This window comes from Erwinia piriflorinigrans CFBP 5888 (assembly GCF_001050515.1).
In the GTDB taxonomy this organism is placed as follows: domain Bacteria; phylum Pseudomonadota; class Gammaproteobacteria; order Enterobacterales; family Enterobacteriaceae; genus Erwinia; species Erwinia piriflorinigrans.
On the sequence record NZ_CAHS01000003.1, the window covers coordinates 13,781 to 40,227 of the forward strand.

The following is a 26,447-nucleotide window of genomic DNA, read 5'->3' on the forward strand; positions in this document are numbered from 1 at the left end:
GGCGTCTCTGAGAAGTCTCACTCCGACGGGAGCTAATCCGTGAAAGACTTACTTAAGTTTCTGAAAGCGCAAACTAAGACAGAAGAGTTTGATGCGATCAAGATCGCTCTGGCATCACCAGATATGATCCGTTCATGGTCTTTTGGTGAAGTTAAAAAGCCGGAAACCATTAACTACCGTACGTTCAAACCTGAACGTGACGGCCTTTTCTGTGCGCGTATTTTCGGGCCGGTAAAAGATTATGAGTGCCTGTGCGGTAAGTACAAGCGCCTGAAGCATCGCGGTGTCATCTGTGAGAAGTGTGGTGTTGAAGTCACGCAGACCAAAGTTCGCCGTGAGCGCATGGGTCACATTGAACTGGCCTCGCCAACTGCGCACATCTGGTTCCTGAAATCGCTGCCTTCGCGCATCGGTTTGCTACTGGATATGCCGCTGCGTGACATCGAACGCGTTCTGTACTTCGAGTCTTACGTGGTGATTGAAGGCGGTATGACCAACCTCGAAAAGCGCCAGATCCTGACTGAAGAGCAGTATCTCGACGCGCTGGAAGAGTTTGGTGATGAATTCGACGCTAAAATGGGTGCGGAAGCGATCCAGGCTTTGTTGAAAAACATGGATCTGGAGCAAGAATGTGAAACTCTGCGTGAAGAGTTGAACGAAACGAACTCCGAAACCAAGCGTAAAAAACTGACCAAGCGTATCAAGCTGCTGGAAGCGTTCGTACAGTCTGGTAACAAACCAGAGTGGATGATCCTGACCGTGCTGCCTGTACTGCCACCGGATCTGCGTCCGCTGGTGCCGCTGGACGGCGGTCGTTTCGCAACATCGGATCTGAACGATCTGTATCGTCGCGTGATCAACCGTAACAACCGTCTGAAACGCCTGCTGGATCTGGCTGCGCCAGATATCATCGTACGTAACGAAAAACGTATGCTGCAGGAAGCGGTCGATGCGCTGCTGGATAACGGCCGTCGCGGTCGTGCGATCACCGGTTCTAACAAGCGTCCTCTGAAATCTTTGGCCGATATGATCAAAGGTAAGCAGGGTCGTTTCCGTCAGAACCTGCTGGGTAAACGTGTCGACTACTCCGGTCGTTCGGTTATCACCGTAGGTCCATACCTGCGTCTGCATCAGTGTGGTCTGCCGAAGAAAATGGCGCTGGAGCTGTTCAAACCGTTTATCTACGGCAAGCTGGAACTGCGTGGTCTTGCTACCACCATTAAAGCCGCCAAGAAAATGGTTGAGCGCGAAGAATCCGTCGTCTGGGATATCCTGGATGAAGTGATCCGCGAACACCCGGTACTGCTGAACCGTGCACCAACCCTGCACCGTTTGGGTATCCAGGCGTTTGAACCGGTACTGATCGAAGGTAAAGCGATCCAGCTGCACCCGCTGGTTTGTGCGGCCTATAACGCCGACTTCGATGGTGACCAGATGGCTGTTCACGTACCGCTGACGCTGGAAGCCCAGCTGGAAGCGCGTGCGCTGATGATGTCTACCAACAACATCTTGTCTCCTGCGAACGGTGAGCCAATCATCGTTCCTTCTCAGGACGTTGTACTGGGTCTGTACTATATGACCCGTGACTGTGTTAACGCCAAAGGCGAAGGCATGGTACTGACCGGGCCGAAAGAAGCTGAACGCGTTTACCGCGCTGGCCTCGCTTCGCTGCACGCTCGCGTTAAGGTGCGTATCACCGAACACGAGAAAAACGAGCAGGATGAGTGGGTTGCCAAGACCAGCATCATCGATACCACCATTGGCCGCGCTATCCTGTGGATGATCGTGCCAAAAGGTCTGCCTTACTCTATCGTCAACCAGGCGCTGGGTAAGAAAGCTATCTCCAAGATGCTGAACACCTGTTACCGCATCCTGGGGCTGAAACCGACCGTTATCTTTGCTGACCAGACCATGTACACCGGCTTTGCCTATGCGGCACGCTCGGGTGCGTCTGTTGGTATCGACGACATGGTTATCCCCGAGAAGAAAGTGGAAATCATCACCGAAGCGGAAGCGGAAGTGGCCGAGATCCAGCAGCAGTTCCAGTCTGGTTTGGTTACCGCTGGCGAACGCTATAACAAAGTGATCGATATCTGGGCTGCGGCCAACGAACGCGTTGCTAAAGCGATGATGGAAAACCTTTCTACCGAAGTCGTGATTAACCGCGACGGCGTGGAAGAGCGTCAGGTTTCCTTCAACAGCATCTTTATGATGGCCGACTCCGGTGCGCGTGGTTCTGCTGCGCAGATCCGTCAGCTGGCAGGTATGCGTGGTCTGATGGCGAAGCCAGATGGCTCCATCATCGAAACGCCAATCACCGCGAACTTCCGTGAAGGTCTGAACGTACTCCAGTACTTCATCTCCACGCACGGTGCACGTAAAGGTCTGGCGGATACCGCACTGAAAACAGCAAACTCCGGTTATCTGACTCGTCGTCTGGTTGACGTCGCGCAGGATCTGGTCGTGACTGAAGATGACTGTGGTACGCATGAAGGCATCATGATGACTCCGGTTATCGAAGGTGGCGACGTGAAAGAGCCGCTGCGTGAGCGCGTACTGGGTCGTGTGACCGCAGAAGACGTTCTCAAGCCGGGCACTGCTGACATCCTGCTGCCACGTAACACCCTGCTGCACGAACAGCAGTGTGACCTGTTGGAAGAGCACTCTGTTGACAGCCTGAAAGTCCGCTCCGTAGTAAGTTGCGAAACGGACTTTGGCGTGTGCGCACACTGCTACGGTCGTGACCTGGCGCGTGGCCACATCATCAACAAAGGTGAGGCTATCGGCGTTATCGCAGCACAGTCTATCGGTGAGCCGGGTACACAGCTGACGATGCGTACCTTCCACATCGGTGGTGCGGCATCACGTGCGGCTGCTGAATCCAGCATTCAGGTGAAGAACAAAGGTACGCTGAAGCTGATCAATGCCAAGTCGGTAACCAACTCCGCTGGCAAGCTGGTCGTTACGTCACGTAACACCGAGCTGAAAATGATCGACGAATTTGGTCGTACTAAAGAGAGCTATAAAGTTCCTTACGGTTCTACCATGGCGAAAGGTGACGGCGAGCAGGTTGCAGCGGGCGAAACCGTCGCAAACTGGGACCCGCACACCATGCCGGTTATCACCGAAGTGAGCGGTTTCATTCGCTTCACCGACATGATTGATGGCCAGACCATTACCCGCCAGACGGATGACCTGACCGGTCTCTCCTCTCTGGTTATTCTGGACAGTGCGGAACGTACTGCCGGTGGTAAAGATCTGCGTCCGGCCCTGAAAATCGTTGATGCTAACGGCAATGATGTGATGATCCCAGGCTCCGATATGCCTGCTCAGTACTTCCTGCCGGGTAAAGCGATTGTCCAGTTGGAAGATGGCATCAAGATCAGTTCAGGTGATACCCTGGCGCGTGTTCCTCAGGAATCAGGCGGTACTAAGGATATTACCGGTGGTCTGCCACGCGTTGCTGACCTGTTCGAAGCCCGTCGTCCGAAAGAGCCGGCAATCCTGGCTGAGATCAGCGGCATCATTTCCTTCGGTAAAGAAACCAAAGGGAAACGTCGTCTGGTGATCACGCCGATCGACGGTAGCGATCATTACGAAGAGATGATACCGAAATGGCGTCAGCTGAACGTGTTCGAAGGTGAACGCGTAGAGCGTGGTGACGTGGTTTCCGATGGCCCAGAATCACCACATGACATTCTGCGTCTGCGTGGCGTGCATGCGGTGACGCGTTATATCACTAACGAAGTGCAGGAAGTTTACCGCCTGCAGGGCGTTAAGATTAACGATAAGCATATCGAAGTTATCGTGCGTCAGATGCTGCGTAAAGCCACTATCGCCAGCGCAGGAAGCACTGACTTCCTCGACGGTGAGCAGGTTGAATTCTCACGCGTTAAGATCGCTAACCGCGAGCTGGAAGTTAACGGCAAAATCTCTGCAACATTTGCACGAGACCTGCTGGGTATTACCAAGGCTTCCCTGGCAACCGAGTCGTTTATCTCTGCGGCATCGTTCCAGGAAACCACGCGCGTACTGACCGAAGCAGCCGTTGCGGGCAAACGCGACGAACTGCGCGGCCTGAAAGAGAACGTTATCGTTGGCCGTCTGATCCCAGCCGGTACCGGTTACGCTTATCATCAGGATCGTATGCGTCGTAAAGCAGCGGGTGAAGCGCCAGTCGTTCCGCAGGTCACCGCGGATGAAGCTTCTGCCAGCCTGGCCGAGTTGCTGAACGCCGGTCTCGGTGGTCGCGACGACGAGTAATCGTTAGCTGCGTTAATAAGCTAATCAGGCCTGGGTTCGGTATAATTCCGAACCCAGGCTTTTTTATTTCTTATACCTACAGCCTTCACTAATGCCTCTTTTTCATATCCGTTTTTTCCCCGCACCATCGAATCCCACCTCAATGTTAAAGCGGCTGCAACGCCATCGCACATCAATCAACCAGCTCAATACCCAAACTCTCCAACAGGGCCACGGCTTCCTCACGGGAAAATTTAGCGCGTTCGACAAAGTTGTTGAGCACGTCGATACGAAAATCCCATGAGCCGGTAAAATCCACCGCGCGCAGGTTCGTCTGATTAAAAAGACTCCCGTACAGGTCGCACCCCGTTATCTCAGCACCCGAAAGATCGCACTCTCTGAAATCGACTTCATGCAGTTTGCACTCATCCATTTTCACTCCGGGTAGCTTCAGAGCGAAAAAGGAGGCATCGGTTAAAATACTTTTGCTGAAATGAAGGCTGGGATCGAGGTTGAAAGTGGGCCAGTACGCACGCGTCCAGTCTACGCCACTCAGTTTACACTCATGGAAACTGACCTGGTGAAAACGTGATGCAGAGATTTCCATCAGGCTCAGATTACAGTGACGAAATTCGCACTCGGTAAATTTACAGTGCAATAACTGAGTGGCAGTAAAGTTACAATGGGCGAATTCACACGCTTCAAAAATGCTGTTCTCAATACAGAAGGATGGGAGATCCAGCTTCTCGAAGGTTTTCGCGAAAAATTCCTTATCACTCATCAGTTTTGTCATGTTGGATCCTTTTCGCACCTAAGACGTGGCCTGGGGAACACAATAAATGATCCAGTTTAGTGTCATTGACACGTTTTTACGAATCACTGTTATCACTATTTAGAATTTCTTTAGAATACTCGACACGACTTACCCGTATATTTTGTGCTGCGCTCAACAGCTAGCGATCATTACTCTTTAATTAGGGTTTATATGTCGCTAAATATCATTTTTCGATATATTTATACATTTATTTTAATTCCTGGTGTTTTATTGATAACAACTTTCATTTTTTCATTAAAAAGTTTTTCTATCTTTTTATTTAATGAGGGTTAATGTAGCATTCTTGCGATTTGGAAAAATGCTTTATTGGTTAATAACTATTTCACGGTTTTTTCTTTCTGATTTGAATAAATACTATCATCCTCTGGGTGCGGGTTTCTTCATTCTGATAGTTTCACAGTGCACTATTTAAGCGTGTCACTCTTTTATTTTACTAGTTAGTTTTATGACGACGACTTATTTGTTTGCTGAAGAGATAACGCAGTGAGTTAATTATTAATTAGGGGCTATCAGATGATCGCCAAGCGTATAAAGCATGACGCCGATATTATTGTATATCCTCGGGCATCTTATTATGCCGACAGGATACTTTACGCTTTTTATTTTACGGCAGGTGCGGCTCATCACCGGGAATGATATTCAGATGTTTAGGGTGGAATATGAAAAAAGTGATCACATCTATTTTTCTACTGCTGGCTGGTGTGGGTGAAGCCTGCGCTGTTGCGCCAGGCACGATGATACAACGTACGCTATTTAGTGCCGATGTCGTCTCTTCTGCCTGTCATGTGGTCGTCGAAGCGGTAGGTGGCGGGGTCAGCCGCCTGACATTTGATACTTATCGCAAATCCACGGCTTCTGCCGTGCCGCCACAAGATTTCATCGTGCGCCTGTATGAGTCCGGTGCCACCGTGCAGGGCTGCTCCGCCTTTCAGGTTGGGCAGGTTGCCTCTTTGGACTTTGGCAATGCCAGGCAGCTTGATGCTGGAGGTGTGGTTACCCGGGGGGCCGGAGACGGGATTCGTGTAGCGGTTAAGGCGCTTGATGCGCAGGCTGATTTCCGCGGGCGGCTAACTGAGGCAAACAACCGTGTGAACTACCCGGTGGATTTTGCCGCCAAGGGACAATTCTCTTTCCGGGCGCAACCCGTTTTTCCGGTTGAGGTTAAGGCCGGAGAGTACAGCGGTGCCCTTTCATTTGTCGTTATTTATCAATAAGAGATTCAGGGATGGCGCGTAACGCGAAGAAGGATAGGCGATTTAGTCGGGTTTTCTGTCGAGCCAGCCTGACTCTTGCTGTGGCGATGGGGTGTGGTGCGGTTCGCGCTGGGGATGAGCTGGACATGTCCTTTATTCAGGGCGGAGCCGGAATGAATGCGGAAATGTGGGCAGCGCTGAACGGGAATTATGCACCGGGGCGTTATCTGGTCGATATTTCGTTGAACGGTAAGGATGCCGGAAAGCAGATACTGGATGTCACGCCGCAGGATGCCGAAGCGCTGTGCCTGACGGAGAGCTGGCTCGAAAAATCTGGCATCTACCTCAGTCGGGATTACTTTCGCCAAGGATATGACGCCAGCCGACAGTGTTATGTCTTGTCGAAAGCCGCTGCGGTGAAGGTGGACTTTGATATTGCCACCCAGAGCCTGTCATTGGCTATTCCGCAGCAAGGGCTAACAAAAATGTCGGAGAAAGTGGAGTGGGACTATGGGTCTTCAGCGTTTCGGGTGAATTACAACGCCAACACCAACACCGGACGAAATAACACCTCGGCATTTGGATCGGCAGACCTGAAGGCCAATATGGGTCACTGGGTCGTCAATTCAATGGCCACCGCCAGCGGTAGTAAAAGCGGCGATAGTGAGACCTCCATAGACATGTTCACCGCCACCCGATCCCTCCGCTCGCTCAGTGCAGACCTGGCGGTGGGCAAGACGCCGACCGGTAACAGCTTGTTGGGTAGTACAGGAACGTATGGCATCTCCCTGTCGCGGAACAACAGCATGAAGCCGGGTAACCTCGGGTATACCCCGCTGTTCTCGGGAATTGCCAATGGACCTTCCCGGGTCACGCTGAGCCAGAACGGCCGCATTTTGTACTCGGAGGTGGTACCGGCGGGGCCGTTCACTATCGCGGATGTTCCCTTATATAACAGTGGGGACGTCACCATGAAGGTGACTGGCGATAATGGCGGCGAACAGACACAGGTCTTCCCCCTCTCGGTGATCGGCGGGCTGCTGAGTCCGGGACAGCATGAATTCAACATGGCTGCCGGGGTACCGGACGATGACAGTCACATGGTCGGTGGGGTATTTGCCGCGTCTTACGGTTACGGATTTAACGGTCTGACGCTACATGCTGGTGGCGTGTTCAATCAGGGTTGGCAAGGGGGGAGTGGCGGTGCAGTGGTTGGGTTGGGGTCTCTCGGCGCGGTTTCTGCGGATGGGGCATACATGGTTGCTAAATACCAAACGCAGGCCAATCGCAGTGGCAATAAAGTTCAGTTGGCCTGGACGAAACAGCTGGAAACGACAAATACCGGGTTGCGGCTGAGCTGGTCCAGGCAGGATGAAACCTTTGAGACGATGTCTTCTTTTGATCCAACAAACGTGTTGCAGCAAGAGAATAAGGGGCGCCGCGTTAAGGATGAGTGGAACGGCGGTATCAGTCAGCCGGTAGGCGGGTTATTTAGTCTGTCAATGTCGGGTTGGCAAAGGAGTTATTACCCGCAAAGTGGGCGTGATAGCAATGCGGGTGATCGGGGGCGTGAGAGGGGGATCACCGGTGCGCTCAGTAGCCAAATTAATAGCGTCAACCTGAACATTGCGACATCAGGATCCAGAACCGCACAGGGAATGAACAATTGGGCGTTATCTGCTTCGGTCTCGGTACCCTTTACGCTATTGGAGCGGAAATACAGCAGCAGTACGTCGATAAACAGCAGTCGTGGGGGCGGGGTGGGCCTCAATAGCGGCATCTCTGGATCATTGAGCGATAGATTCAGCTACGGCGTAGGGGGCGGTCGCGACAGTGAAGGCGGAGCCAACAGCTACCTGAATGCTTCGTATGCGGGTGAGCGGGCCTGGGTAAGCGGAGCGCTGAATCAATCTACGTCAGGAGGGGCTGGTGGGTCACTGTCAGCCAGTGGTTCTGTGGTGGGAATGCCGGATGCAGGCGGCATTGTGCTCAGTCGCACCACGGGTGACACGGTGGCGGTGGTGAACGTGAAAGACACGCCTGGTGTGAAGGTGACTTCCGCTTACGGAGAAACAGATAGCGACGGTAATCTGGTGGTTGCGCTCAACAGCTATGACTGGAACACGGTGACCGTTGACGCGGGAACCCTGCCGTTAAACACGGAATTGACTGCAACCAGTCAGAAGGTGGTGCCGTCAGAGAAGGCGGTGGTTTGGATGCCTTTTGATGCACTGAAGGTGCGTCGCTACCTGCTACAGGTGAAACAGCAGGACGGGGAGTTCGTCGCGGGCGGTACCTGGGCGCGTGACAGCAAAAACACGCCGCTGGGGTTTGTGGCCAATAACGGTGTACTGATGATTAATGCGGTCGATGTGCCCGGCGACATTATGCTGGGGCAGTGCCGGATAGCAGCAGCGAAGCTGCAAGAGACGGAGAAGTTACAGGAGATGATGTGTGAATAAGTGTGGCGCAGTAAAACAGCTTTTAGGCAATAAACGGGTGAAGGCGCTGGGGCTCACCGTGATGCTGGCAATGACAGCCCAGAGTTCGCTGGCATCCCTGACAACAGACCAGACGCGGTATATCTTTCGCGGAGACAAGGATTCCCTGTCTATTACGGTCATGAACAACGACAAGGAGAGAACGTTCGGTGGACAGGCGTGGGTAGACAATATCGTGGAGAAGGATACACGTCCGACGTTTGTGGCAACGCCCTCGTTTTTTAAAGTGAAACCGAAGGGTCAACAGTCGCTGCGTGTCATCATGGCGTCAGACCATCTGCCGAAGGACAGGGAGTCCGTGTACTGGCTGAATTTGCAGGATATTCCCCCGGCGCTGAAAGGAAGTGGGATTGCCATTGCACTGCGCACCAAACTGAAACTCTTCTATCGTCCGAAAGCCCTGCTGGAAGGCCGTAAAGGGGCAGAAGAAGGTATTAACCTGGAGCATCGCGACGGTAAAACCGTGCTGGTGAATACCACACCCTACATCTACGCCATCGGCAGTCTACAGGATGCGGCAGGTAACAAGCTGGATGTGGACAAAGATGCGGCACGGAAGCTGCTGATGTTTATGCCGCAGGACGAGGTGGAGGTGAACGGGAATGTGGTGAAGGTGAGTTCGCTGAATGATTACGGTGAGTTGCAGTCCTGGACCATTAACCAGAAGCGGCCAGTCAAAGCGACTGGGCAGGAAGAAAAGTTGGCCGGGGCCTGAGGAGTGGGTAAATGGAAGCCAAGATAATTCGGCTGATGCTGATTGGGCTGGTGGGGATGAGTACAGCCTCGTTACCGGCGCGGGCCGCTCACGACAAAGAGAAAGTCATGTATCTGGGCGTGTTGAATGGTCAGGTTCAGAGCAACAGCGTGGTCAAGGTCACGCGCACGCTGCCGGAGCCAGTGCTGTTCCGTGCCGAATCCGCAGACGGACTTCCGGACAGTCTGATCGTTCGCCATGCTGAAAGTCGGCCAGCGTCAGGCGGAGCGGCATGGGTAACCGTAAAGCAGGTGCTGCCGGAAAACGGAAAGGAGGCGCGCATCACGCTGAAGGCGTTATTAATGGTTGATGGGCAAAAAGCCCCCGTCAACGTTACGCAGAGGGGAGTGGATGTGCTGATAGCGCTGCCGCCGGTGCTAAAGAGCGTGGAACTGAGAACTGACACTCCGGCGGAGCTGGAGGTTCCGGCGAATTATCGCGGGCATCTTCAGGTAGCGATGCAGGTGGAGGGCGAAAGGGCCTCTTGAAACAGCGTCAGCGGGATAAAATATCCTGAGGTGAAAGGACTCACCGTTATTTACCGGGTATAACGCAAAGTCATTTTTAATATTATGAATAAGTGTATGCAGATAGGAAATAAAGCTGTAGGGGATGGCTTTGCGGTAAATCCGGCAGGATTGCCAGGAAAATATTCAATCTCTTTTAGGAGTTAAAAAGGAATGACCGTAATGAAAAAGACACTAATAACATTAGCGCTGGCAGCAACAGTAACCTCCGGTTCTGCTATGGCATGGACTGCAAGCGGTGCCGGTGGTCATATTGAACTAAGTGGTACGCTGAGTCCTGTTGTGAAGACAACGCCGTGGGAAGTGATGACAGGTAGTGGTTTAGCCAATCTGGTAGCTGAAGTTCAGGAAGGTCAGAAGATGACTGAAATTGAAGTGACGAAAGCAGTTCCGGTGCTCGGTATTCGAACTAAGGACAAAAACTTATTTATAGGTCGTGCAGGGTTCAGTCCACAGATCGACTTTGATGGTACTGTTGATCTTGATAAGGTTAATAGAGGGATTAGCACGCTGACTCTCGACGTGAAAGGAATGGATGACAATAAAATCGGTACCCTTACCGCCCCTTTTACCATGGTAGGCGTGGGGTATGAAAATTCCGAAGGAATTAATAAAGGAAAACATTTGTTGTATAGCCCGTCAAGCGGGATGGGTTTTTTTGGGGGGTTGCCAAAAAATAGGACTCATCTGCTTCCTACTGATGGGAGTGAGGCTGTGGCGAACGCGTTGATACCGGGTATTAGCGATAACTTTCATGAGCAGCATTTTCCCGTATCGGGTACTGGTACTGCCGATTTCACGTCGAGCGACGCTGGCTATAGTGCATATTATGCGTCCGGTATTACAGGCGGTTCGAAAATCAAGCTCGAGCTGGATTCCCTGTTATCAGAATCCACGGAGTGGAAAGCTTCTCTGCCGATTACCGTGACCTATATGTAATCGTGTTTGGGGTAAGAAAGTCACAGGGTTAAAGCCATTTCACTCTGTGAAAATGCAGAATATCTATCTTTAGCCCACGACTCTGTATCTATAAGCCCGGCATTCTGGTCTGACTTTTTTACGATGCTATTTTCTCTCATAGACTTTTGCCGGGCTTTTTTCTTATTTCATGTATGGTCGTTGTCTATTTGTTTTTTTGTATAAATAAAAATAAATAACGCGGAAGGGTATCATGAGTAATCGAAAATGTCTTATTTCTGCCCTGTCCATTCTGGCCCTGTTTTATTCAGTACTGCCCCAGGCAGAAATTCTCGACGGTGGTGAAATCCAGTTTCAGGGCTTCGTGACAGACGAGGCCCCCAAATGGACGTGGCAGGTGGCCTCACCTGACCAGAGCTGGGTGATGGACACTGCCGATGCCCGTCATGAGAACGGCCAGCTTGTTTTTGACCTTCGCGATAAAGGTTCGCTGCCATTTTTGGAAGGCCACCTGCACGAGGTGGCGGAGCGCGGTGGCCCCGGTTTAACGCCTTTTATTACCTTCAGCAGTGCTGGCCAGCCTTTGTCGATCGTCGAAGGCGGTAGTACGACCTCACAAAGATTTCGTGCTGCTGTTCCCGTACACGATGCTGATAGCAGTAACCCGGTGGGACAGCTCTTTTTCACCCTTGACCAGGGAATGGCGGTGAGTACAGGTTATCAGGAAGAGGGCGTCATGCTTCCTGCGGGTATGTCACTGGTCAGTGGGGAAAGCGTGACGGCGGTTCAGGCAGAGGCTTTACCGCAGGGGGTGATAAACCGTCTTCCATCCCTGCTATTCATGAACGGTGGGTTTGGTCACGGCATGAGTGCCGTCAATCATGGCCAGGCCATCAGCCAGAGTATCCTGGCTGATGGGCGGGTGAGGGATCTGGCTGCTGCATACGCCTCGGCCATATCCGGCCTGGAGTTGCGGCTGCCGGAAGAAGGTACGCCGGCACGGTGGCATGCCGGGCTAAATGTGACGGTAACGGTGCACTAACAGCGGAACCGGGAGAGAAACGGGATGAAGAAACTAACGTGTATGTTGCTGGCAGCCACTCTGTTGCCGGTGGAGGGATTGGCCTGGAGTACTCCCGGGCAGGATTTTAGCAGTGAACTGGGTCTGGGCGGTATCGTGACCAGCACTCACAACCCCTGGAAATGGCAGCTAAGCGAAGGGGCGGAAAACCTCGATGCGAAGTCGCCCGTTTCCCGGGATAATGAACAGGTCATAAAGGTAGCGGTTCCTGCGCTGAACATATTACTGGGTAAGACGACCTTGACCACGCCAGCAGGGCGGGAAGGTTTAGCGCCACGGGTGATATTCGGTCGGGGCGCGGAAGGATTCTCTCTGACCTGGAAAGAGCCGGGGGTGTCGCAGGTCACGTTACCCGTGATGGGGGACGGAAATTTGCAGGCTGGCACCTTCAGTTTCCGCATGACGGCAGCTGCGCTGCTGCGTAACAAAACCGGTGGACAGGTGATGGTTGCCGGTTTGTATGACGATGTGAAAGGGAATGGGCTGCCGGAGCAGGCATGGGTAGCTGACCCGGAACAGACGGCACGGTTACTGTCGAAGATGTTTGCAGGCGACGGCCCGGTATGGCTTCAGGGCGCATCGGTCAGCGGCACCACCGGACTGAGTCAGTTTGCCAATGCGGAACTGCGTCAGATCGATGGTGTATATGGTGCGCAAATGGTGGCGGAAAGTGGCGAGCTGCGCCTGAAAGGAGAGCTTCCCCCGCGCTGGCACGTGTCCCTGCCCGTCAGTGTTGAATATCAGTAAAAATACCCGCTTCACTTTCAACCTGACAGGGTATCGAAACGGTGTGTTCCATAGATATCGTTGCCATTTTCTCCGCTCCGGTTCTCGCTTATCATGCTGCTCTTGCAGGCTCCCGGTTATCGCCATACGGCCATTCCTCTGTTGCTGCGTCTGTATGGCTGATAAAAAAAAGCAACGGAGGGAGGATGGCTCCGTTGCCCGGGGCGCAGCCTGCGTTCGCCCAAGCCACATCACTTATAAATGCCGTATATCTTCGTCGGTCAGCCCGATATCTTTCAGCTGCGAATCGTTCAGCCTTGATAAAATTTTACGGGTGCAGGCGCGAAGACGCCGGGCCCGCCAGCGATGATAAAGGACAGTATAAAACGTTCTTATTAACATCCAGCTCAATGGTTTTGCTGCTCTGTTCTGTTCAAACTCCATCATGGCCTCCCGACTGCGTATACGATAAGCCTTATTGTGTCGCCGAGGTCACTTGTAATACAGATGCAAATATCCGCTTTTATTAACATACAGATTGCAAGATACTGGCTCTGAATGCTTATCCTGGCAGCGAGCTGTACTGGTTTATAATCTGTCTTAGAGTGGAGTGAGATACGATGACGCGCTATCAACGGTTGGCGACACTGCTGACACAACGTATTGAACAGGGGCTATATCAGCCTGGCGAGCGGCTGCCTTCGGTGAGGTCGTTGAGCGCCGAACATGGTGTCAGTATCAGTACCGTTCAGCAGGCGTACTACCTGCTGGAAGAGAAAAAGCTGATTTCTGCGCAGCCGCGTTCGGGCTACTTTGTCGCGCCGTGCGGTGTGACCCCGCCGTTGCCCCCCATTACGCGCCCGGTACAGCGGCCGGTTGAAATCACGCAATGGGATGCGGTGATGGATCTGCTGACCGCCCGGCTGAATGCCGATGTGCTGCCGCTGGGCAGCGGCGCACCCAACGTCGATGCTCCAACGTTGAAGCCGCTATGGAAAATTATCGGCAGGCTTGCTCAGCAGCAGGACCCACGCCAGCTGTATTATGACAATCTGTATGGCGTGCCCGAACTGCGTGAACAGATTGCCCGGTTGATGATCGATAGCGGTTGCCGAACGACCGCCGACGACATTGTGGTCACCACCGGCTGCCATGAAGCGCTGTCGGTTTCTATTCGGGCGACGTGCCAGCCAGGGGATATTATTGCCGTTGAATCCCCCGCTTTTCACGGTACGATGCAAATCCTGCGCGGTTTTGGGATCCGCGCCATTGAAATTCCAACGGATTCGCAGAGCGGTATCAGTCTGGAGGCGCTCGAACTGGCCTTTGAACAGTGGCCCATTAAGGCGGTCGTGGTCGTGCCCAACTGCAATAATCCGCTGGGATTTATCATGCCGGTGGCACGCAAACAGGCTTTACTGACGCTGGCCCAGCGCTTCGACGCGGCTATTATTGAAGATGATGTCTATGGCGAGCTGGCTTATGACTACCCGCGCCCGATCACTATCAAGTCGCTGGATATTGATGGACGCGTGCTGTTATGCAGCTCATTCTCCAAAACTCTGGCGCCAGGGCTGCGCGTAGGTTGGGTTGCGCCAGGACGTTATTTTGACCGGGTGCTGCACATGAAATATATCAGTACGGGCTCCTCGGTCACTCAGACCCAGATGGCGGTCGCCGCTTTTATCCGCCAGGGACATTATCAGCCTCATCTGCGACGTATGCGCCATGATTACCAGCGTAATCTGGAAACCTTCACCTGCCGGGTGCGGCATCATTTTCCCTGTGGTATCTGTGTGACGCGCCCACAGGGGGGATTTCTTATCTGGGTAGAGCTGCCGGAGCCTTTTGATGCGTGCCGACTCAATCAGAACCTGCGCCTGTCTGGCATACAGATTGCCGTGGGATCGCTGTTCTCGGCTGCGGGAAAATACCGTAACTGCCTGCGGCTCAGTTACGCCCATGCGTTTACTGAAAAAACGGAACGCGCACTGGCCATCTTGGGCGTAGCGGTGGAGAAAGCCATGCTCTCCTGTTCATCGCTGGTGGACGCTTCACCGCATAGGGAAATGGAGGAAGGCAGGGCCAGCTTAAAGGAAAATGACTGACCCTGACCAGCGGCATCATTACCACCGGCAGCACCACTTTATAGGCATCACCCAGGATAAAAAGCGCGCAGCAGCAGGGCTGTGCGTTACCTTCACGACTTATTTGCTGCCTTACCTGAAACGACATTTATTTGTGCCGTGCCTTCCAGAGATCGCTGGCGTTTGTCCCGCCAGCGCGGTTAAACCCTCGCCGGGCGCTGCCCTTCTGCCAGCCCCAGCAGCTGAGACGTTGCGGCTTGCCAGTCGCGGGCCTGTGTGATGGCGCTCACCACGGCAATACTGCCCACGCCGGTGGCCAGAACCGCTGGCGCGCGCTCAAGGCTGATGCCGCCAATCGCCACGGTGGAGATGCCGGGCAGCCGCTTGACATAGCGCGTCAGCGCCTCCAGCCCCTGTGGAGCGGAAGGCATCTCTTTGGTCTGGGTAGGGAATACGTGACCCAGCGCAATGTATGATGGGCGCACAGCCAGTGCGCGATCCAGCTCGGCCTCATCATGGGTCGACAGCCCGAGACGCAGTCCGGCAGCATGGATGCTGTCCAGATCGGCAATATCGAGATCTTCCTGACCCAGATGCACGCCGTATGCCTGATGCTTCACGGCCAGCCGCCAGTAGTCATTAATAAACAGCCGCGCCTGATAGCGGTTGCCGAGGGCAATCGCCTCGGCAACCTGTGTTTCGACTTCTTGCTCTGTGCGATCCTTAATGCGCAACTGAAGGGTGCGCACGCCAGCGTCCAGCAGACGAGTTATCCATTCCACGCTATCCACCACCGGATAAAGCCCCAGGCGCGCTGCGGTTGTTGGGAATGCCCCACGGCTCATCCTTTTTCCTCCGTCGTCAGGCTATCGGCGCGGTGATATAGTTCACCTCCCCGGTTACGGAATTCTTGCGACATCTGTGCCATACCAATCTCGACAGGCCTGGCTTCCGCTTCCTGTCGTGCGGCGTAATCCCGCACTTCTTGGGAAATTTTCATTGAACAGAACTTCGGCCCGCACATTGAACAGAAATGCGCCACTTTACCTGACTCCTGGGGCAGCGTTTCATCGTGATAGGCGCGGGCGGTATGCGGATCGAGCGCAAGGTTAAACTGATCTTCCCAACGGAATTCGAAGCGCGCTTTTGACATGGCGTTGTCGCGGATCTGCGCACCGGGATGGCCTTTCGCCAGGTCGGCGGCATGAGCGGCGATTTTATAGGTGATCAGTCCCTGTTTGACATCCTCTTTATTCGGCAGGCCAAGATGCTCCTTAGGCGTTACGTAGCACAGCATGGCGCAGCCAAACCAGCCAATCATCGCGGCACCAATGCCGGAGGTGAAATGATCGTAACCCGGGGCGATATCGGTGGTCAGCGGGCCGAGCGTATAGAAGGGCGCTTCGTGGCAGTGTTCCAGCTGTTCGGTCATATTGGTGCGGATCATCTGCATGGGCACATGGCCCGGGCCTTCAATCATCACCTGCACGTCGTATTCCCAGGCGATTTTGGTCAGTTCACCCAGCGTGCGCAGTTCGGCGAACTGGGCCTCATCGTTAGCATCCTGAATCGAGCCGGGGCGCAGGCCGTCGCCGAGGGAGAGTGATACGTCATAAGCGGCGCAGATTTCGCAGATCTCGCGAAAGTGCAAATAGAGAAAACTCTCCTGGTGATGTGACAGGCACCATTTCGCCATGATCGATCCGCCGCGTGAAACGATGCCGGTCAGACGTTTGGCGGTCATCGGCACGTAACGCAGCAGTACGCCAGCATGGATGGTGAAGTAGTCGACGCCCTGTTCAGCCTGCTCCAGCAGGGTATCGCGGAAGATTTCCCAGTTAAGGTTTTCCGCCACGCCGTTCACTTTTTCCAGCGCTTGGTAAATCGGCACCGTACCAATCGGAACCGGGCTGTTACGCAGGATCCACTCGCGTGTTTCATGAATATAACGGCCGGTCGACAGATCCATCACCGTATCCGCTCCCCAGCGCGCAGACCATACCAGCTTTTCCACCTCCTCTTCGATAGAAGAGGTGACCGCCGAATTGCCAATATTGGCGTTGATTTTCACCAGGAAATTACGGCCAATGATCATCGGCTCTGATTCCGGGTGATTGATATTGGCGGGAATAATGGCGCGCCCGGCAGCGACTTCCTGGCGAACAAATTCGGCGGTGATATTTTCCGGCAGGCTGGCACCAAAGCTGTTCCCCGGATGCTGTTGTAACAGCACCTCACCGCGAATACGTTCGCGGCCCATATTCTCGCGGATGGCAATAAATTCCATTTCCGGGGTAATCACCCCCAGACGCGCATAGTGCATCTGGGTCACGCAGTGGCCGACACGGGCGCGACGTGGGCGCGGCAGGTTGTCGAAGCGCAGGTGATCCAGCCCTTCATCGGCCAGGCGTTCCTGGGTGTAGGCGGAACTCAGTTCGGCGATCTGTTCTGTATCATCGCGTCTGACGATCCAGTCATGGCGCAGTTGGGCCAACCCAGCGTGAACATCAATGCTCGCCTCGGGGTCCCCGTAGGGACCGGCGGTGTCATAGACCGGCACCGGTTCATTCTCGACCTGGGTTGGGTTATCTTTGCTGCCGCCCGTCACGGTAGGGCTAAGCTGGATTTCGCGCATCGGCACGCGAATATCAGGCTGCGAGCCGGTCAGCCAGATACGTTTTGAGTTGGGAAAGGCACTGCCCTGTAACGAATCGATGAACTGCTGCGCCTGGGCGCGTTGTTCACGGCGGGTGGTTTTTTTTTCAGCGATAGACATAGCAACTTCCTGATAATAGGGCGGAAAGTGGCTTGCCTGGAGGCGGGAGTAATGAGAACGATGTGCGGGAAAAGGCTATCACACCGTCAGCACAAATTTACTCTTGTTCCCTTCGCAGGTACTAACCTGATCAGGTTCCGCGGATCCCGAATAAACGGTCTCAGCCCCTAAGGGCACTCCGACAAGATATTGACTGATTTTCTGGCAACAGCGCCAGAAACCTCAATCTGGAAATTAGGTGAGGGAACCTCACCTTAACCCCATTCAGCATAAAGGGGCTTTTTAGAAACTACAAGGCATTCACCATCAATTCATACGTCAGGCGGGACGGGCGAGAGAGGCAGCGTTAGCGGCGGACGGTAATCCGGCATTTTTTTCCAGCGCCAGCTGAATAAATTTATCCTCGAGCGTGAAACGTGACTCAAGGGCCTCACCGACCACAGAGAGCGCTTGCTGAAAGCGAAGGTTATTATCATGGTCGATAGCGGCTTCGAAATGCTTATCGTATAACTGCATAATTTGCGCAGTATTTTCCTGTAACGACGGATAAATCTGCGCTGCCGTCGCCAGAAATTCCGTCCCTTCAAGCTCCTGGATAAAGCGTTCATACAGAGTGAAATGCCCGTTGGAAAGATAATCAACCAGATTCTGGCAGAATGCGTCCAGCGCTTTTTCATCAAGCGGGGTCGGAGATTCCTTGTTAGGCTTGATACCAGCCATTTGATAATACGTAACCAGTAACTGTCTGCGGGAAAGCAGACAAAAGTCTACCAGCTCACTGCCTCCGCCAACGCGCGCGGTGAGGACGTCTAACTGGTTAAGCATGTAAAACTCCGTGAATATCATTTTCACCCCTGACCTCAATCCGTGTTGAAGCTGAGGATAATGAGCAAATATATGGAACGTGAAATTGTAAGCATAGACGCTGGCTGGTGGGTTGTCAGCGAGGAACATAAAATTTGGCTACCCGCAGGTGAGCTGCCGCATGGTGATGCCGCGTCGCTGGGCCTGGCAGGATCGTCAGGATCGCGCATTGGCGAGTGGCAGGGGGAAGCGGTGTGGTTGATCCGTGGATCGCGCCCTGATGAGATGGGATCATTACGTCAGCTGCTCGATCAGGATAGCGATCTTTTTCGCCTGGCCGGACGTGGTATCCAGCTGGCGGAGTTCTTCCGCTCACACCAGTGGTGCGGTTACTGCGGCCATAAAATGCATAACAGCAGAACGGAATGGGCCTGTTTATGTCATCACTGCCGCCAGCGTTACTATCCGCAAATTGCGCCCTGCATTATCGTTGCTATTCGCCGGGGGGCAGAGATCCTGCTGGCGCAGCACACACGCCATCGTAACGGAATTTATACCGTGCTGGCCGGTTTTGTCGAAGTGGGTGAAACCCTGGAGCAGACGGTGGCGCGCGAGGTGATGGAGGAGAGCAGTATTCAAGTCAAAAACCTGCGTTATGTTACCTCCCAACCCTGGCCTTTCCCCCAGTCGCTGATGGTGGCGTTTATGGCCGATTATGCCGATGGTGACATCAGTATTGATAAAAAAGAGCTGCTGGATGCCGGCTGGTATCGTTACGACGCATTACCGCCACTGCCACCTCCTGGTACGGTTGCACGTCGTCTTATCGAAGATACGGTGGCGTTGTGTCGTGCAGAAGAGGAATACAGCGGTCATTTGTAGGGTGAACCGCCTGTTTCTGTCAGTTTTTCGTGCTTCCTGACGAATTTATGTGGTCAGCCAGGTGTAACAGCATGGCTATGGGGTGTTACTCGCCAGGCTTTTTTTAAGCACTGAACCACCGCAAATTTCAATGAATGTTACACTACTGGCCTGATTGGAGAGAGAGTCCTGTGATGAGTGAATTGAAGAACGATCGTTATCTGCGCGCCCTGCTGCGTCAGCCAGTGGATGTTACTCCGGTGTGGATGATGCGCCAGGCCGGGCGTTATCTGCCAGAATACAAAGCCACCCGTGCCGTTGCCGGTGACTTTATGTCACTGTGCAAAAATGCGGAACTGGCTTGTGAGGTTACGCTGCAACCGTTACGGCGTTACGCGCTGGATGCGGCGATCCTGTTCTCCGATATTCTGACCATTCCCGATGCGATGGGGCTGGGGCTCTATTTTGAAACCGGCGAAGGCCCGCGTTTTTCTTCCCCTGTGACCTGCCGTGCCGACGTCGAAAAGCTGCCGATCCCCGATCCTGAGCAGGAGCTGGGGTATGTGATGAATGCAGTGCGCACCATCCGCAAAAACCTCAATGGCGAGGTACCCCTGATCGGTTTCTCCGGCAGCCCGTGGACTCTGGCAACCTATATGGTTGAAGGCGGCAGCAGCAAAGTCTTTACCAAACTGAAAAAGATGATGTACGCGGAACCGCAAACCCTGCATCTGATGTTGGATAAGCTGGCAGACAGCGTTACGCTCTATCTGAATGCGCAGATCCGCGCCGGGGCACAGTCGGTGATGATTTTTGATACCTGGGGGGGCGTGCTGACCGGGCGTGATTACCTGGAATTCTCACTCAACTACATGCATAAAATTGTCGATGGCCTGCTGCGTGAAAATGATGGGCGTCGTGTGCCTGTCACGCTGTTTACCAAAGGCGGCGGACAGTGGCTGGAAGCGATGGCCGCCACAGGTTGCGATGCGCTGGGTCTTGACTGGACTACCGATCTGGCTGATGCCCGCCGCCGTGTGGGTGGCCGGGTCGCGCTACAGGGCAATATGGACCCGTCCATGCTGTACGCTTCTCCTGCACGTATCGAGCAGGAGGTCGCAGGCATCCTTGAAGGTTATGGTCATGGCAACGGGCATGTGTTTAACCTCGGCCACGGTATCCATCAGGATGTGCCGCCAGAGCATGCGGGCGCATTTGTTGAGGCGGTGCACAGGCTCTCGCGTCCTTACCATCTCGGATAACGCTTCCTGGAACTAAAGATACTCATAGGGGCTCTATGGATTTTGCCGCATTACGCGACCAGCAGAGGCAGCGTGCCGCAGAGATTGTGACCCAGGATGATTTCGATATTATGCCACCGCGCTTTATCGGCGGTGCAGACGTCGGATTTGAACAGGGAGGCGAGGTGACGCGCGCCGCGCTGGTGGTCCTTGAGTATCCCTCCTTGCAGCTTATCGAACATCGGGTGGCGCGTATTGCCACCACCATGCCCTATATTCCCGGCTTCCTGTCATTCCGTGAAATTCCGGCGCTGGAAGCCGCATGGCAGCAGCTGGCACAGCGTCCCGACCTGCTGCTGGTAGATGGTCATGGTATTGCCCATCCGCGCCGTCTTGGCGTTGCCAGCCATTTCGGCCTGCTGGTGGATGTGCCGACCATCGGCGTTGCCAAGAAACGCTTATGCGGTCAGTTCACGCCTCCCGATACACAGCCAGGTAGCTGTCAGCCTTTGATGGATAACGATCGGCAGCTGGGATGGGTACTGCGCAGCAAGGCACGCTGCAATCCACTGTTTATCTCCCCGGGCCACCGGGTGAGTCAGGCAACGGCGCTGGAGTGGGTGCAAAAATGCCTGCTCGGCTATCGTTTGCCGGAACCGACGCGCTGGGCCGATGCCGTCGCCTCACGGCGTCCGGCTTCTGACCGGCTATTGCGTGGTTAGCTACCGTGCTGCCTCGTGGCTTTTCAGGTACACTGCGGCAAGTGCATTCATTCTGAGATCCCGATATGTTACGTAATCCGATTCATTTGCGGCTGGAAAAGCTGGAAAGCTGGCAGCACGTTACTTTTATGGCCTGCCTGTGTGAACGCATGGCCCCCAATTATCGCGAGTTTTGCCAGCAAACGGGTTTTGGTGATGGCCAGCTGTATCGCCGTATTCTTGACCTTTTATGGGAAACGCTGGTGGTGAAAGACGCGAAGGTGAACTTCGACAGTCAGCTGGAGAAGCTGGAAGAGGCTATTCCCTCCGCAGATAATTACGATCTTTACGGTGTTTACCCGGCGATTGATGCTTGCGTGGCGCTGAGCGAACTGCTGCATTCGCGTCTCAGTGGCGAAACCTTGACGCACGCCATTGCCGTTAGTGAGGCCTCGATCACCACCGTCGCCATGCTGGAAATGACCCAGGCCGGTCGCGAAATGACCGAAGAAGAGCTGAAGGTTAACCCCGCCGTGGAAGAGGAATGGGACATCCAGTGGGAGATATTCCGCCTTCTCGCTGCCTGTGAAGAGCGTGATGTAGAATTGATAAAAGGGCTGCGATCCGACCTGCGGGAATCGGGGATAAGTAACATCGGTATAAATTTTCAGCAGTAAGACGATAAAACGTGACCTCAATTCTGATTTGTAGCGCCTTTGGGCTTCACATTCGCCCCCTGTCTGGTCTACATTTGGGGGGCTGAAAAATGTTGCTATCGGTGCGTGTATGCAGGAGAGTGCCAGAAACTGGTTTTTCCCTCGCACTCGATGCTTAGCAAGCGATAACTACACTGTAAGGATAACTTATGAACAAGACTCAACTGATTGATGTAATTGCGGACAAAGCGGACCTGTCTAAGACCCAGGCCAAAGCTGCACTGGAATCCACCCTGGCAGCGATTACTGAGTCTCTGAAAGAAGGTGATGCTGTACAACTGGTTGGTTTTGGTACTTTTAAAGTTAATCACCGTGCTGAGCGTACTGGCCGCAACCCACAGACTGGCAAAGAAATCAAAATTGCTGCTGCAAACGTGCCGGCATTCGTATCTGGTAAAGCTTTGAAAGACGCTGTTAAGTAATCGTCTGACGATGAAAAAAGCGTAAACAGGGGGGCGATTTTGCCCCCTTTGTTTAGCTCATTTTCCTTACCTTTGATCCCCGGCTTCAGCACGCCTGCTGCTGACGCGAGGCGATGATGCCGTGATACTTCTATCCTGATGAAACCGATCGCTTTTACCCAACATATCCCCCTTTTCATGCTGATGCTGTTAGCAGGCTGTAGCTCACATTCCGATCTGCCAGACTTTACGGCCAGCGGATATCTTGCCGATCGCGGTACTGTGCGCATCTGGCGTAAGAATCAGCAGCAAGGGGTGCGCCTGATGACGGTTTATACACCCTTTAACGGTGCAACCGTGGAGACCAGCGACTACCTCTGGCAACAGGGAAAACTGACTTCGATAGAGCGTCATGTGACCGGCAGCCAGCCTGACGATGTGACACTGCGCTTCGGCCAGCAGGGTAATGTGAGTTTTATGCAGCGCCAGCTTGCCGGAAGGCGTGAAGCGCTCTCGGCTGATGCGGTTGCGATGTATCAGTTTGATGGCCAGCGTATGCTGAAAATAAGCGATGACCTGTTGTCAGGGCGCGTTTTGCTAAAGCAAGGCAAATGGCAGCCGGATGGTTCCGTGATCGGTTGTCAGGGTGAGCGCGTGCGCCCCGAACTGGACAGCACAGAGCTGGAGCGTGTCGCACGCCAGCAGCGTGATATATCTGGCCTTCCAGGCATCGCATGGCTGGAGGCACCGGCCGGCACGGAGCTGCTGATGGTCACTGCCACCAATTTGTGCCAAAACACGCCAAAAGAAGACGATTTCTGAGCGTAAAAAAGGGCGATCGAAGATCGCCCCTGTGCCAGACCGTTTAGTGCAATAACGCTGGCCCGCCCGCGATGTTATTGACGATTGATAGCGCGATAGCCAATATCCGAGCGGCAGAAGCTGCCATTCCATGAAATCGGCTTTGCCAGCTGGTAAGCGCGCTGCTGCGCTGCGGCAACGTCTTCACCCAGCGCCGTGACGCACAGTACGCGGCCACCGTTAGTCACTACCCGATCGTCCTGCATCGTGGTGCCCGCGTGGAACACCTTCCCGTCAGCCACTTCTTCCACAGGCAGGCCGTGGATCGGCTCACCATTGACATAATCCCCCGGATAGCCACCCGCTGCCAGCACCACTCCCAGTGACGGACGCGGATCCCATAGGGAGTCTTTCTGATCCAGCTTACCGTCTACGGCAGCCAGACACAGATCGACCAGATCGGATTGCAGACGCAGCATTATCGGCTGGGTTTCCGGATCGCCGAAACGGCAGTTAAATTCGATCACCTTTGGCTGACCACTTTTATCGATCATCAAACCGGCATACAGGAATCCGGTATAGACATTGCCCTCGGTCGCCATGCCACGGACAGTGGGCCAGATGACTTCATCCATGACTCGCTGGTGGATTTCGTCAGTGACCACTGGTGCCGGAGAGTAAGCGCCCATACCACCGGTGTTCGGGCCGGTATCGCCATCACCCACCCGTTTGTGATCCTGGCTGGTGGCCATTGGCAACACGTTTTCGCCATCCACCATGACAATAAAGCTGGCTTCTTCGCCGTCGAGGAACTCTTCTACCACGATGCGGTGACCCGCATCACCGAAAGCGTTACCTGCCAGCATATCCTGGATGGCGTCTTCCGCTTCCTGTAGCGTCATGGCAACGATCACCCCTTTACCCGCCGCCAGACCATCGGCCTTAATCACAATCGGTGCGCCTTTCTCGCGAACGTAGGCAAGAGCCGGTCCGACCTCGGTAAAGTTCTGGTATTCGGCTGTCGGGATCTGATGACGTGCGAGGAAGTCTTTGGTGAATGCCTTAGAGCCTTCCAGCTGCGCAGCGGCCTGAGTAGGGCCGAAGATTTTCAGTCCGGCGCTGCGGAATGCGTCCACCACGCCGATAACCAGCGGGGCTTCCGGGCCGACAATCGTCAGGTCGATTTTCTCATTCAGGGCAAAGTCCAACAGTCCCTGAATATCGGTAGGGCTGATAGCCACATTTTGTAAGGCTGGCTCCAGCGCCGTTCCAGCATTGCCAGGAGCAACAAATATACGTTCAGCCAGCGGGGACTGAGCGGCTTTCCAGGCTAACGCATGCTCACGGCCACCGTTACCTATCACTAAAATTTTCATCTGGAACTCCGTAATTAATGGCGGAAGTGGCGCATGTCGGTGAAGATCATTGCAATGCCATGTTCATCCGCCGCAGCGATCACTTCATCATCACGAATCGAGCCACCCGGCTGGATCACGCAGGTAATGCCAACGGCGGCGGCGGCATCAATACCGTCACGGAACGGGAAGAAGGCGTCAGAGGCCATCGCCGAACCTTTCACTTCCAGACCTTCATCGGCGGCTTTGATACCGGCGATTTTAGCGGAATAAACACGGCTCATCTGACCGGCACCTATGCCGATGGTCATATTGTCACGCGCATAGACAATGGCGTTCGACTTAACAAACTTAGCCACTTTCCAGCAGAACAGCGCATCACGCAGTTCGTGCTCATTCGGCTGGCGCTTGCTGACAACACGCAGCTGGCTGTCACTCACCATACCGAGATCGCGGTCCTGCACCAGCAGGCCACCGTTGACACGCTTAAAGTCGAGGCCCGTCTGGCGCTGTTGCCACTGACCGCAGGTCAACACGCGCACGTTCTGTTTCGCAGCGGTTATCTTCAGCGCAGCATCGCTGGCGGAAGGCGCAATGATCACTTCGACAAACTGGCGGCTGATAATCGCCTGTGCGGTGGCTTCGTCCAGCTCACGGTTGAAAGCAATAATGCCGCCGAAAGCAGAGGTCGGGTCGGTTTGATAAGCTCGCTCGTAGGCTTCAAAAATGGCGCTGCCTGTGGCAACGCCACAGGGGTTGGCATGCTTGACGATAACGCAAGCTGGCTGGTCGAACTCTTTTACGCACTCCAGCGCCGCATCGGTATCGGCGATGTTGTTATAAGAGAGGGCTTTTCCCTGTACCTGCTGCGCAGTGGCGACGGACGCTTCACTGATATTCTCTTCTATATAGAAGGCAGCCTGCTGGTGGCTGTTTTCACCGTAGCGCATATCCTGCTTCTTGATGAAGTTAAGATTCAGCGTGCGTGGGAAACGACCGGCGGGTTCGGTTGATTCACCGTGGTAGGCCGGCACCATACTGCCGAAGTAGTTGGCAATCATACTGTCGTAAGCCGCGGTATGTTCGAAAGCTTTGATCGCCAGGTCAAAACGGGTTGCCAGCGTCAGCGAATTATCATTGGCATCTAATTCCGCAAGAATGGCCTGATAATCGCCGCTCTTGACCACGATAGCCACGTCCTTATGATTCTTGGCGGCAGAGCGCACCATCGTTGGGCCACCGATATCGATATTCTCAACCGCATCTTCCAGCGAACAGTCTGCACGGGCTACGGTTTGCGCGAACGGATAGAGGTTAACGACGACCATATCAACAGGTGAGATGCCGTGTTCAGCCATAATGGCATCATCCTGGCCACGACGTCCTAAAATGCCGCCATGCACTTTCGGATGTAGCGTTTTAACACGCCCATCCATCATTTCCGGGAATCCAGTGTAATCGGAGACTTCAGTAACAGGCAGACCGGCATCAGCCAGCAGGCGGGCAGTCCCTCCAGTGGAGAGCAGCTCGACACCGCGCTGGGAAAGCGCCCGTGCGAATTCGAGGATACCGGCTTTGTCAGACACGCTGAGAAGCGCGCGGCGTACAGGACGATGTTGTTGCATGAGGTTTATCCCTTGGCTTTGGATCGCATATAAAGAGCGTTATGTGAAACTTCGGTGTTTTCTTCTATATATAGAGAAGATAAGTTTCATATAACGCCCCTGAAGGGGCTGAATCTATGCGCGGGCATTGTAGCGAAAACGTTTGCGCGATGCTCGTCAAAATTATCGCAATACGAGTTGTGTGGATAAGTTTGTGCATAACAGGGTATAAGGCAGGGTTTTGCTGGGGATTGCAGCAAACAGTCAAATTAGTGCAATTTAACCCTTGTCACCGGTCGAGAACTCCCTATAATGCGCCTCCA

General features: G+C 54.0%; 22 protein-coding genes and 1 riboswitch. Of the genes, 15 read left to right on the plus strand and 7 right to left on the minus strand.

Going from position 1 to position 26,447, the window contains the following annotated elements; genetic code table 11:
- The first annotated feature begins 39 nt into the window (after positions 1 to 39).
- The gene (gene rpoC, locus EPIR_RS00830) at positions 40 to 4,263 is read left to right on the plus strand and encodes a DNA-directed RNA polymerase subunit beta' (protein ID WP_023653394.1); all 4,224 of its coding nucleotides are present in this window, start codon (positions 40 to 42) and stop codon (positions 4,261 to 4,263) included.
- 172 nt (positions 4,264 to 4,435) lie between these two features.
- On the opposite strand, the gene EPIR_RS00835 is transcribed toward rpoC, so the two are convergent.
- Positions 4,436 to 5,035 (minus strand): pentapeptide repeat-containing protein, encoded by a 600-nt coding sequence (locus EPIR_RS00835; RefSeq protein WP_023653395.1) that lies wholly within the window; start codon positions 5,033 to 5,035, stop codon positions 4,436 to 4,438.
- 701 nt (positions 5,036 to 5,736) lie between these two features.
- Here EPIR_RS00835 and EPIR_RS00840 point away from each other — a divergent pair.
- From EPIR_RS00840 to EPIR_RS00870, 7 genes are all read left to right on the plus strand, one after another.
- Entirely contained in the window at positions 5,737 to 6,291 is a 555-nt protein-coding gene (locus EPIR_RS00840) for a hypothetical protein (protein ID WP_023653397.1), read from the plus strand.
- A gap of 11 nt (positions 6,292 to 6,302) precedes the next feature.
- The gene (faeD, locus tag EPIR_RS00845) at positions 6,303 to 8,732 is read left to right on the plus strand and encodes a F4 (K88) fimbrial usher FaeD (RefSeq protein WP_023653398.1); all 2,430 of its coding nucleotides are present in this window, start codon (positions 6,303 to 6,305) and stop codon (positions 8,730 to 8,732) included.
- Positions 8,725 to 9,486: a fimbria/pilus periplasmic chaperone gene (locus tag EPIR_RS00850; RefSeq protein ID WP_023653399.1), complete on the plus strand. Its 762-nt coding sequence runs from the start codon at positions 8,725 to 8,727 to the stop codon at positions 9,484 to 9,486. Before faeD ends, EPIR_RS00850 begins: the two co-directional genes overlap by 8 nt.
- 11 nt (positions 9,487 to 9,497) lie before the next feature.
- Positions 9,498 to 10,013, plus strand: a complete 516-nt coding sequence (locus EPIR_RS00855) for a DUF5462 family protein (protein WP_023653400.1) — start codon at positions 9,498 to 9,500, stop codon at positions 10,011 to 10,013.
- Between the two features lie 201 nt (positions 10,014 to 10,214).
- The gene (locus EPIR_RS00860; RefSeq protein WP_048696621.1) at positions 10,215 to 10,991 is read left to right on the plus strand and encodes a F4 family fimbrial subunit; all 777 of its coding nucleotides are present in this window, start codon (positions 10,215 to 10,217) and stop codon (positions 10,989 to 10,991) included.
- Positions 10,992 to 11,223: 232 nt separating this feature from the next.
- Complete coding sequence (locus EPIR_RS00865) at positions 11,224 to 12,012, plus strand: F4 family fimbrial subunit (RefSeq protein ID WP_023653402.1); 789 nt, start codon at positions 11,224 to 11,226, stop codon at positions 12,010 to 12,012.
- A gap of 24 nt (positions 12,013 to 12,036) precedes the next feature.
- A complete protein-coding gene (locus EPIR_RS00870; RefSeq protein WP_023653403.1) occupies positions 12,037 to 12,798 on the plus strand; it encodes a F4 family fimbrial subunit in 762 nt (253 codons plus the stop codon).
- 234 nt (positions 12,799 to 13,032) lie between these two features.
- Here EPIR_RS00870 and EPIR_RS00875 read toward each other — a convergent pair whose 3' ends face one another.
- The gene (locus tag EPIR_RS00875; protein WP_023653404.1) at positions 13,033 to 13,224 is read right to left on the minus strand and encodes a DUF1127 domain-containing protein; all 192 of its coding nucleotides are present in this window, start codon (positions 13,222 to 13,224) and stop codon (positions 13,033 to 13,035) included.
- Positions 13,225 to 13,397: 173 nt separating this feature from the next.
- Here EPIR_RS00875 and EPIR_RS00880 point away from each other — a divergent pair, with 173 nt between their 5' ends.
- Complete coding sequence (locus EPIR_RS00880) at positions 13,398 to 14,885, plus strand: aminotransferase-like domain-containing protein (protein ID WP_023653405.1); 1,488 nt, start codon at positions 13,398 to 13,400, stop codon at positions 14,883 to 14,885.
- A 179-nt stretch (positions 14,886 to 15,064) separates the two neighbouring features.
- On the opposite strand, the gene thiE is transcribed toward EPIR_RS00880, so the two are convergent.
- From thiE to EPIR_RS00895, 3 genes are all read right to left on the minus strand, one after another.
- The gene (gene thiE / locus EPIR_RS00885; RefSeq protein ID WP_023653406.1) at positions 15,065 to 15,709 is read right to left on the minus strand and encodes a thiamine phosphate synthase; all 645 of its coding nucleotides are present in this window, start codon (positions 15,707 to 15,709) and stop codon (positions 15,065 to 15,067) included.
- Positions 15,706 to 17,640, minus strand: a complete 1,935-nt coding sequence (thiC, locus tag EPIR_RS00890; RefSeq protein ID WP_023653407.1) for a phosphomethylpyrimidine synthase ThiC — start codon at positions 17,638 to 17,640, stop codon at positions 15,706 to 15,708. Before thiC ends, thiE begins: the two co-directional genes overlap by 4 nt.
- 90 nt (positions 17,641 to 17,730) lie before the next feature.
- Positions 17,731 to 17,831: riboswitch (TPP riboswitch) on the minus strand.
- A gap of 127 nt (positions 17,832 to 17,958) precedes the next feature.
- The gene (locus EPIR_RS00895) at positions 17,959 to 18,465 is read right to left on the minus strand and encodes an Rsd/AlgQ family anti-sigma factor (RefSeq protein WP_023653408.1); all 507 of its coding nucleotides are present in this window, start codon (positions 18,463 to 18,465) and stop codon (positions 17,959 to 17,961) included.
- Between the two features lie 72 nt (positions 18,466 to 18,537).
- On the opposite strand from EPIR_RS00895, the gene nudC reads away from it, so the two are divergent.
- The 6 genes from nudC to EPIR_RS00925 all read left to right on the plus strand — a co-directional run bounded on the left by nudC (position 18,538) and on the right by EPIR_RS00925 (position 23,186).
- The gene (nudC, locus tag EPIR_RS00900) at positions 18,538 to 19,326 is read left to right on the plus strand and encodes an NAD(+) diphosphatase (protein WP_048696625.1); all 789 of its coding nucleotides are present in this window, start codon (positions 18,538 to 18,540) and stop codon (positions 19,324 to 19,326) included.
- 173 nt (positions 19,327 to 19,499) lie between these two features.
- Positions 19,500 to 20,567: a uroporphyrinogen decarboxylase gene (gene hemE / locus EPIR_RS00905; RefSeq protein WP_048696628.1), complete on the plus strand. Its 1,068-nt coding sequence runs from the start codon at positions 19,500 to 19,502 to the stop codon at positions 20,565 to 20,567.
- A 35-nt stretch (positions 20,568 to 20,602) separates the two neighbouring features.
- Entirely contained in the window at positions 20,603 to 21,268 is a 666-nt protein-coding gene (nfi, locus tag EPIR_RS00910; RefSeq protein ID WP_023653411.1) for a deoxyribonuclease V, read from the plus strand.
- 65 nt (positions 21,269 to 21,333) lie between these two features.
- On the plus strand, positions 21,334 to 21,924 hold the full coding sequence (locus EPIR_RS00915; protein ID WP_023653412.1) for a YjaG family protein: 591 nt from the start codon (positions 21,334 to 21,336) through the stop codon (positions 21,922 to 21,924).
- Between the two features lie 188 nt (positions 21,925 to 22,112).
- A complete protein-coding gene (gene hupA, locus EPIR_RS00920; protein WP_002438605.1) occupies positions 22,113 to 22,385 on the plus strand; it encodes a nucleoid-associated protein HU-alpha in 273 nt (90 codons plus the stop codon).
- Positions 22,386 to 22,523: 138 nt separating this feature from the next.
- A complete protein-coding gene (locus tag EPIR_RS00925; protein WP_023653413.1) occupies positions 22,524 to 23,186 on the plus strand; it encodes a DUF1481 domain-containing protein in 663 nt (220 codons plus the stop codon).
- A 74-nt stretch (positions 23,187 to 23,260) separates the two neighbouring features.
- Here EPIR_RS00925 and purD read toward each other — a convergent pair whose 3' ends face one another.
- Both purD and purH read right to left on the minus strand, forming a co-directional pair.
- On the minus strand, positions 23,261 to 24,541 hold the full coding sequence (gene purD, locus EPIR_RS00930) for a phosphoribosylamine--glycine ligase (RefSeq protein ID WP_023653414.1): 1,281 nt from the start codon (positions 24,539 to 24,541) through the stop codon (positions 23,261 to 23,263).
- 14 nt (positions 24,542 to 24,555) lie between these two features.
- Positions 24,556 to 26,145 carry a bifunctional phosphoribosylaminoimidazolecarboxamide formyltransferase/IMP cyclohydrolase gene (gene purH / locus EPIR_RS00935; protein WP_023653415.1) on the minus strand — a complete coding sequence of 530 codons (1,590 nt, stop codon included), beginning with the start codon at positions 26,143 to 26,145 and terminating at the stop codon, positions 24,556 to 24,558.
- Between the last annotated feature and the right edge of the window lie 302 nt (positions 26,146 to 26,447).

What these genes read in the sequence shown, in the direction of transcription:
- nudC (WP_048696625.1), top strand. Translation starts at nt 18,538, where the DNA reads ATGGAACGTGAAATTGTAAGCATAGACGCTGGCTGGTGGGTTGTCAGC.
- EPIR_RS00875 (WP_023653404.1), bottom strand. Translation starts at nt 13,224, where the DNA reads ATGATGGAGTTTGAACAGAACAGAGCAGCAAAACCATTGAGCTGGATG.
- purH (WP_023653415.1), bottom strand. Translation starts at nt 26,145, where the DNA reads ATGCAACAACATCGTCCTGTACGCCGCGCGCTTCTCAGCGTGTCTGAC.
- thiE (WP_023653406.1), bottom strand. Translation starts at nt 15,709, where the DNA reads ATGAGCCGTGGGGCATTCCCAACAACCGCAGCGCGCCTGGGGCTTTAT.
- hemE (WP_048696628.1), top strand. Translation starts at nt 19,500, where the DNA reads ATGAGTGAATTGAAGAACGATCGTTATCTGCGCGCCCTGCTGCGTCAG.
- EPIR_RS00865 (WP_023653402.1), top strand. Translation starts at nt 11,224, where the DNA reads ATGAGTAATCGAAAATGTCTTATTTCTGCCCTGTCCATTCTGGCCCTG.
- nfi (WP_023653411.1), top strand. Translation starts at nt 20,603, where the DNA reads ATGGATTTTGCCGCATTACGCGACCAGCAGAGGCAGCGTGCCGCAGAG.
- EPIR_RS00835 (WP_023653395.1), bottom strand. Translation starts at nt 5,035, where the DNA reads ATGACAAAACTGATGAGTGATAAGGAATTTTTCGCGAAAACCTTCGAG.
- EPIR_RS00925 (WP_023653413.1), top strand. Translation starts at nt 22,524, where the DNA reads ATGAAACCGATCGCTTTTACCCAACATATCCCCCTTTTCATGCTGATG.
- purD (WP_023653414.1), bottom strand. Translation starts at nt 24,541, where the DNA reads ATGAAAATTTTAGTGATAGGTAACGGTGGCCGTGAGCATGCGTTAGCC.
- thiC (WP_023653407.1), bottom strand. Translation starts at nt 17,640, where the DNA reads ATGTCTATCGCTGAAAAAAAAACCACCCGCCGTGAACAACGCGCCCAG.
- EPIR_RS00880 (WP_023653405.1), top strand. Translation starts at nt 13,398, where the DNA reads ATGACGCGCTATCAACGGTTGGCGACACTGCTGACACAACGTATTGAA.
- EPIR_RS00915 (WP_023653412.1), top strand. Translation starts at nt 21,334, where the DNA reads ATGTTACGTAATCCGATTCATTTGCGGCTGGAAAAGCTGGAAAGCTGG.
- faeD (WP_023653398.1), top strand. Translation starts at nt 6,303, where the DNA reads ATGGCGCGTAACGCGAAGAAGGATAGGCGATTTAGTCGGGTTTTCTGT.
- EPIR_RS00860 (WP_048696621.1), top strand. Translation starts at nt 10,215, where the DNA reads ATGAAAAAGACACTAATAACATTAGCGCTGGCAGCAACAGTAACCTCC.
- EPIR_RS00870 (WP_023653403.1), top strand. Translation starts at nt 12,037, where the DNA reads ATGAAGAAACTAACGTGTATGTTGCTGGCAGCCACTCTGTTGCCGGTG.
- EPIR_RS00895 (WP_023653408.1), bottom strand. Translation starts at nt 18,465, where the DNA reads ATGCTTAACCAGTTAGACGTCCTCACCGCGCGCGTTGGCGGAGGCAGT.
- EPIR_RS00840 (WP_023653397.1), top strand. Translation starts at nt 5,737, where the DNA reads ATGAAAAAAGTGATCACATCTATTTTTCTACTGCTGGCTGGTGTGGGT.
- hupA (WP_002438605.1), top strand. Translation starts at nt 22,113, where the DNA reads ATGAACAAGACTCAACTGATTGATGTAATTGCGGACAAAGCGGACCTG.
- EPIR_RS00855 (WP_023653400.1), top strand. Translation starts at nt 9,498, where the DNA reads ATGGAAGCCAAGATAATTCGGCTGATGCTGATTGGGCTGGTGGGGATG.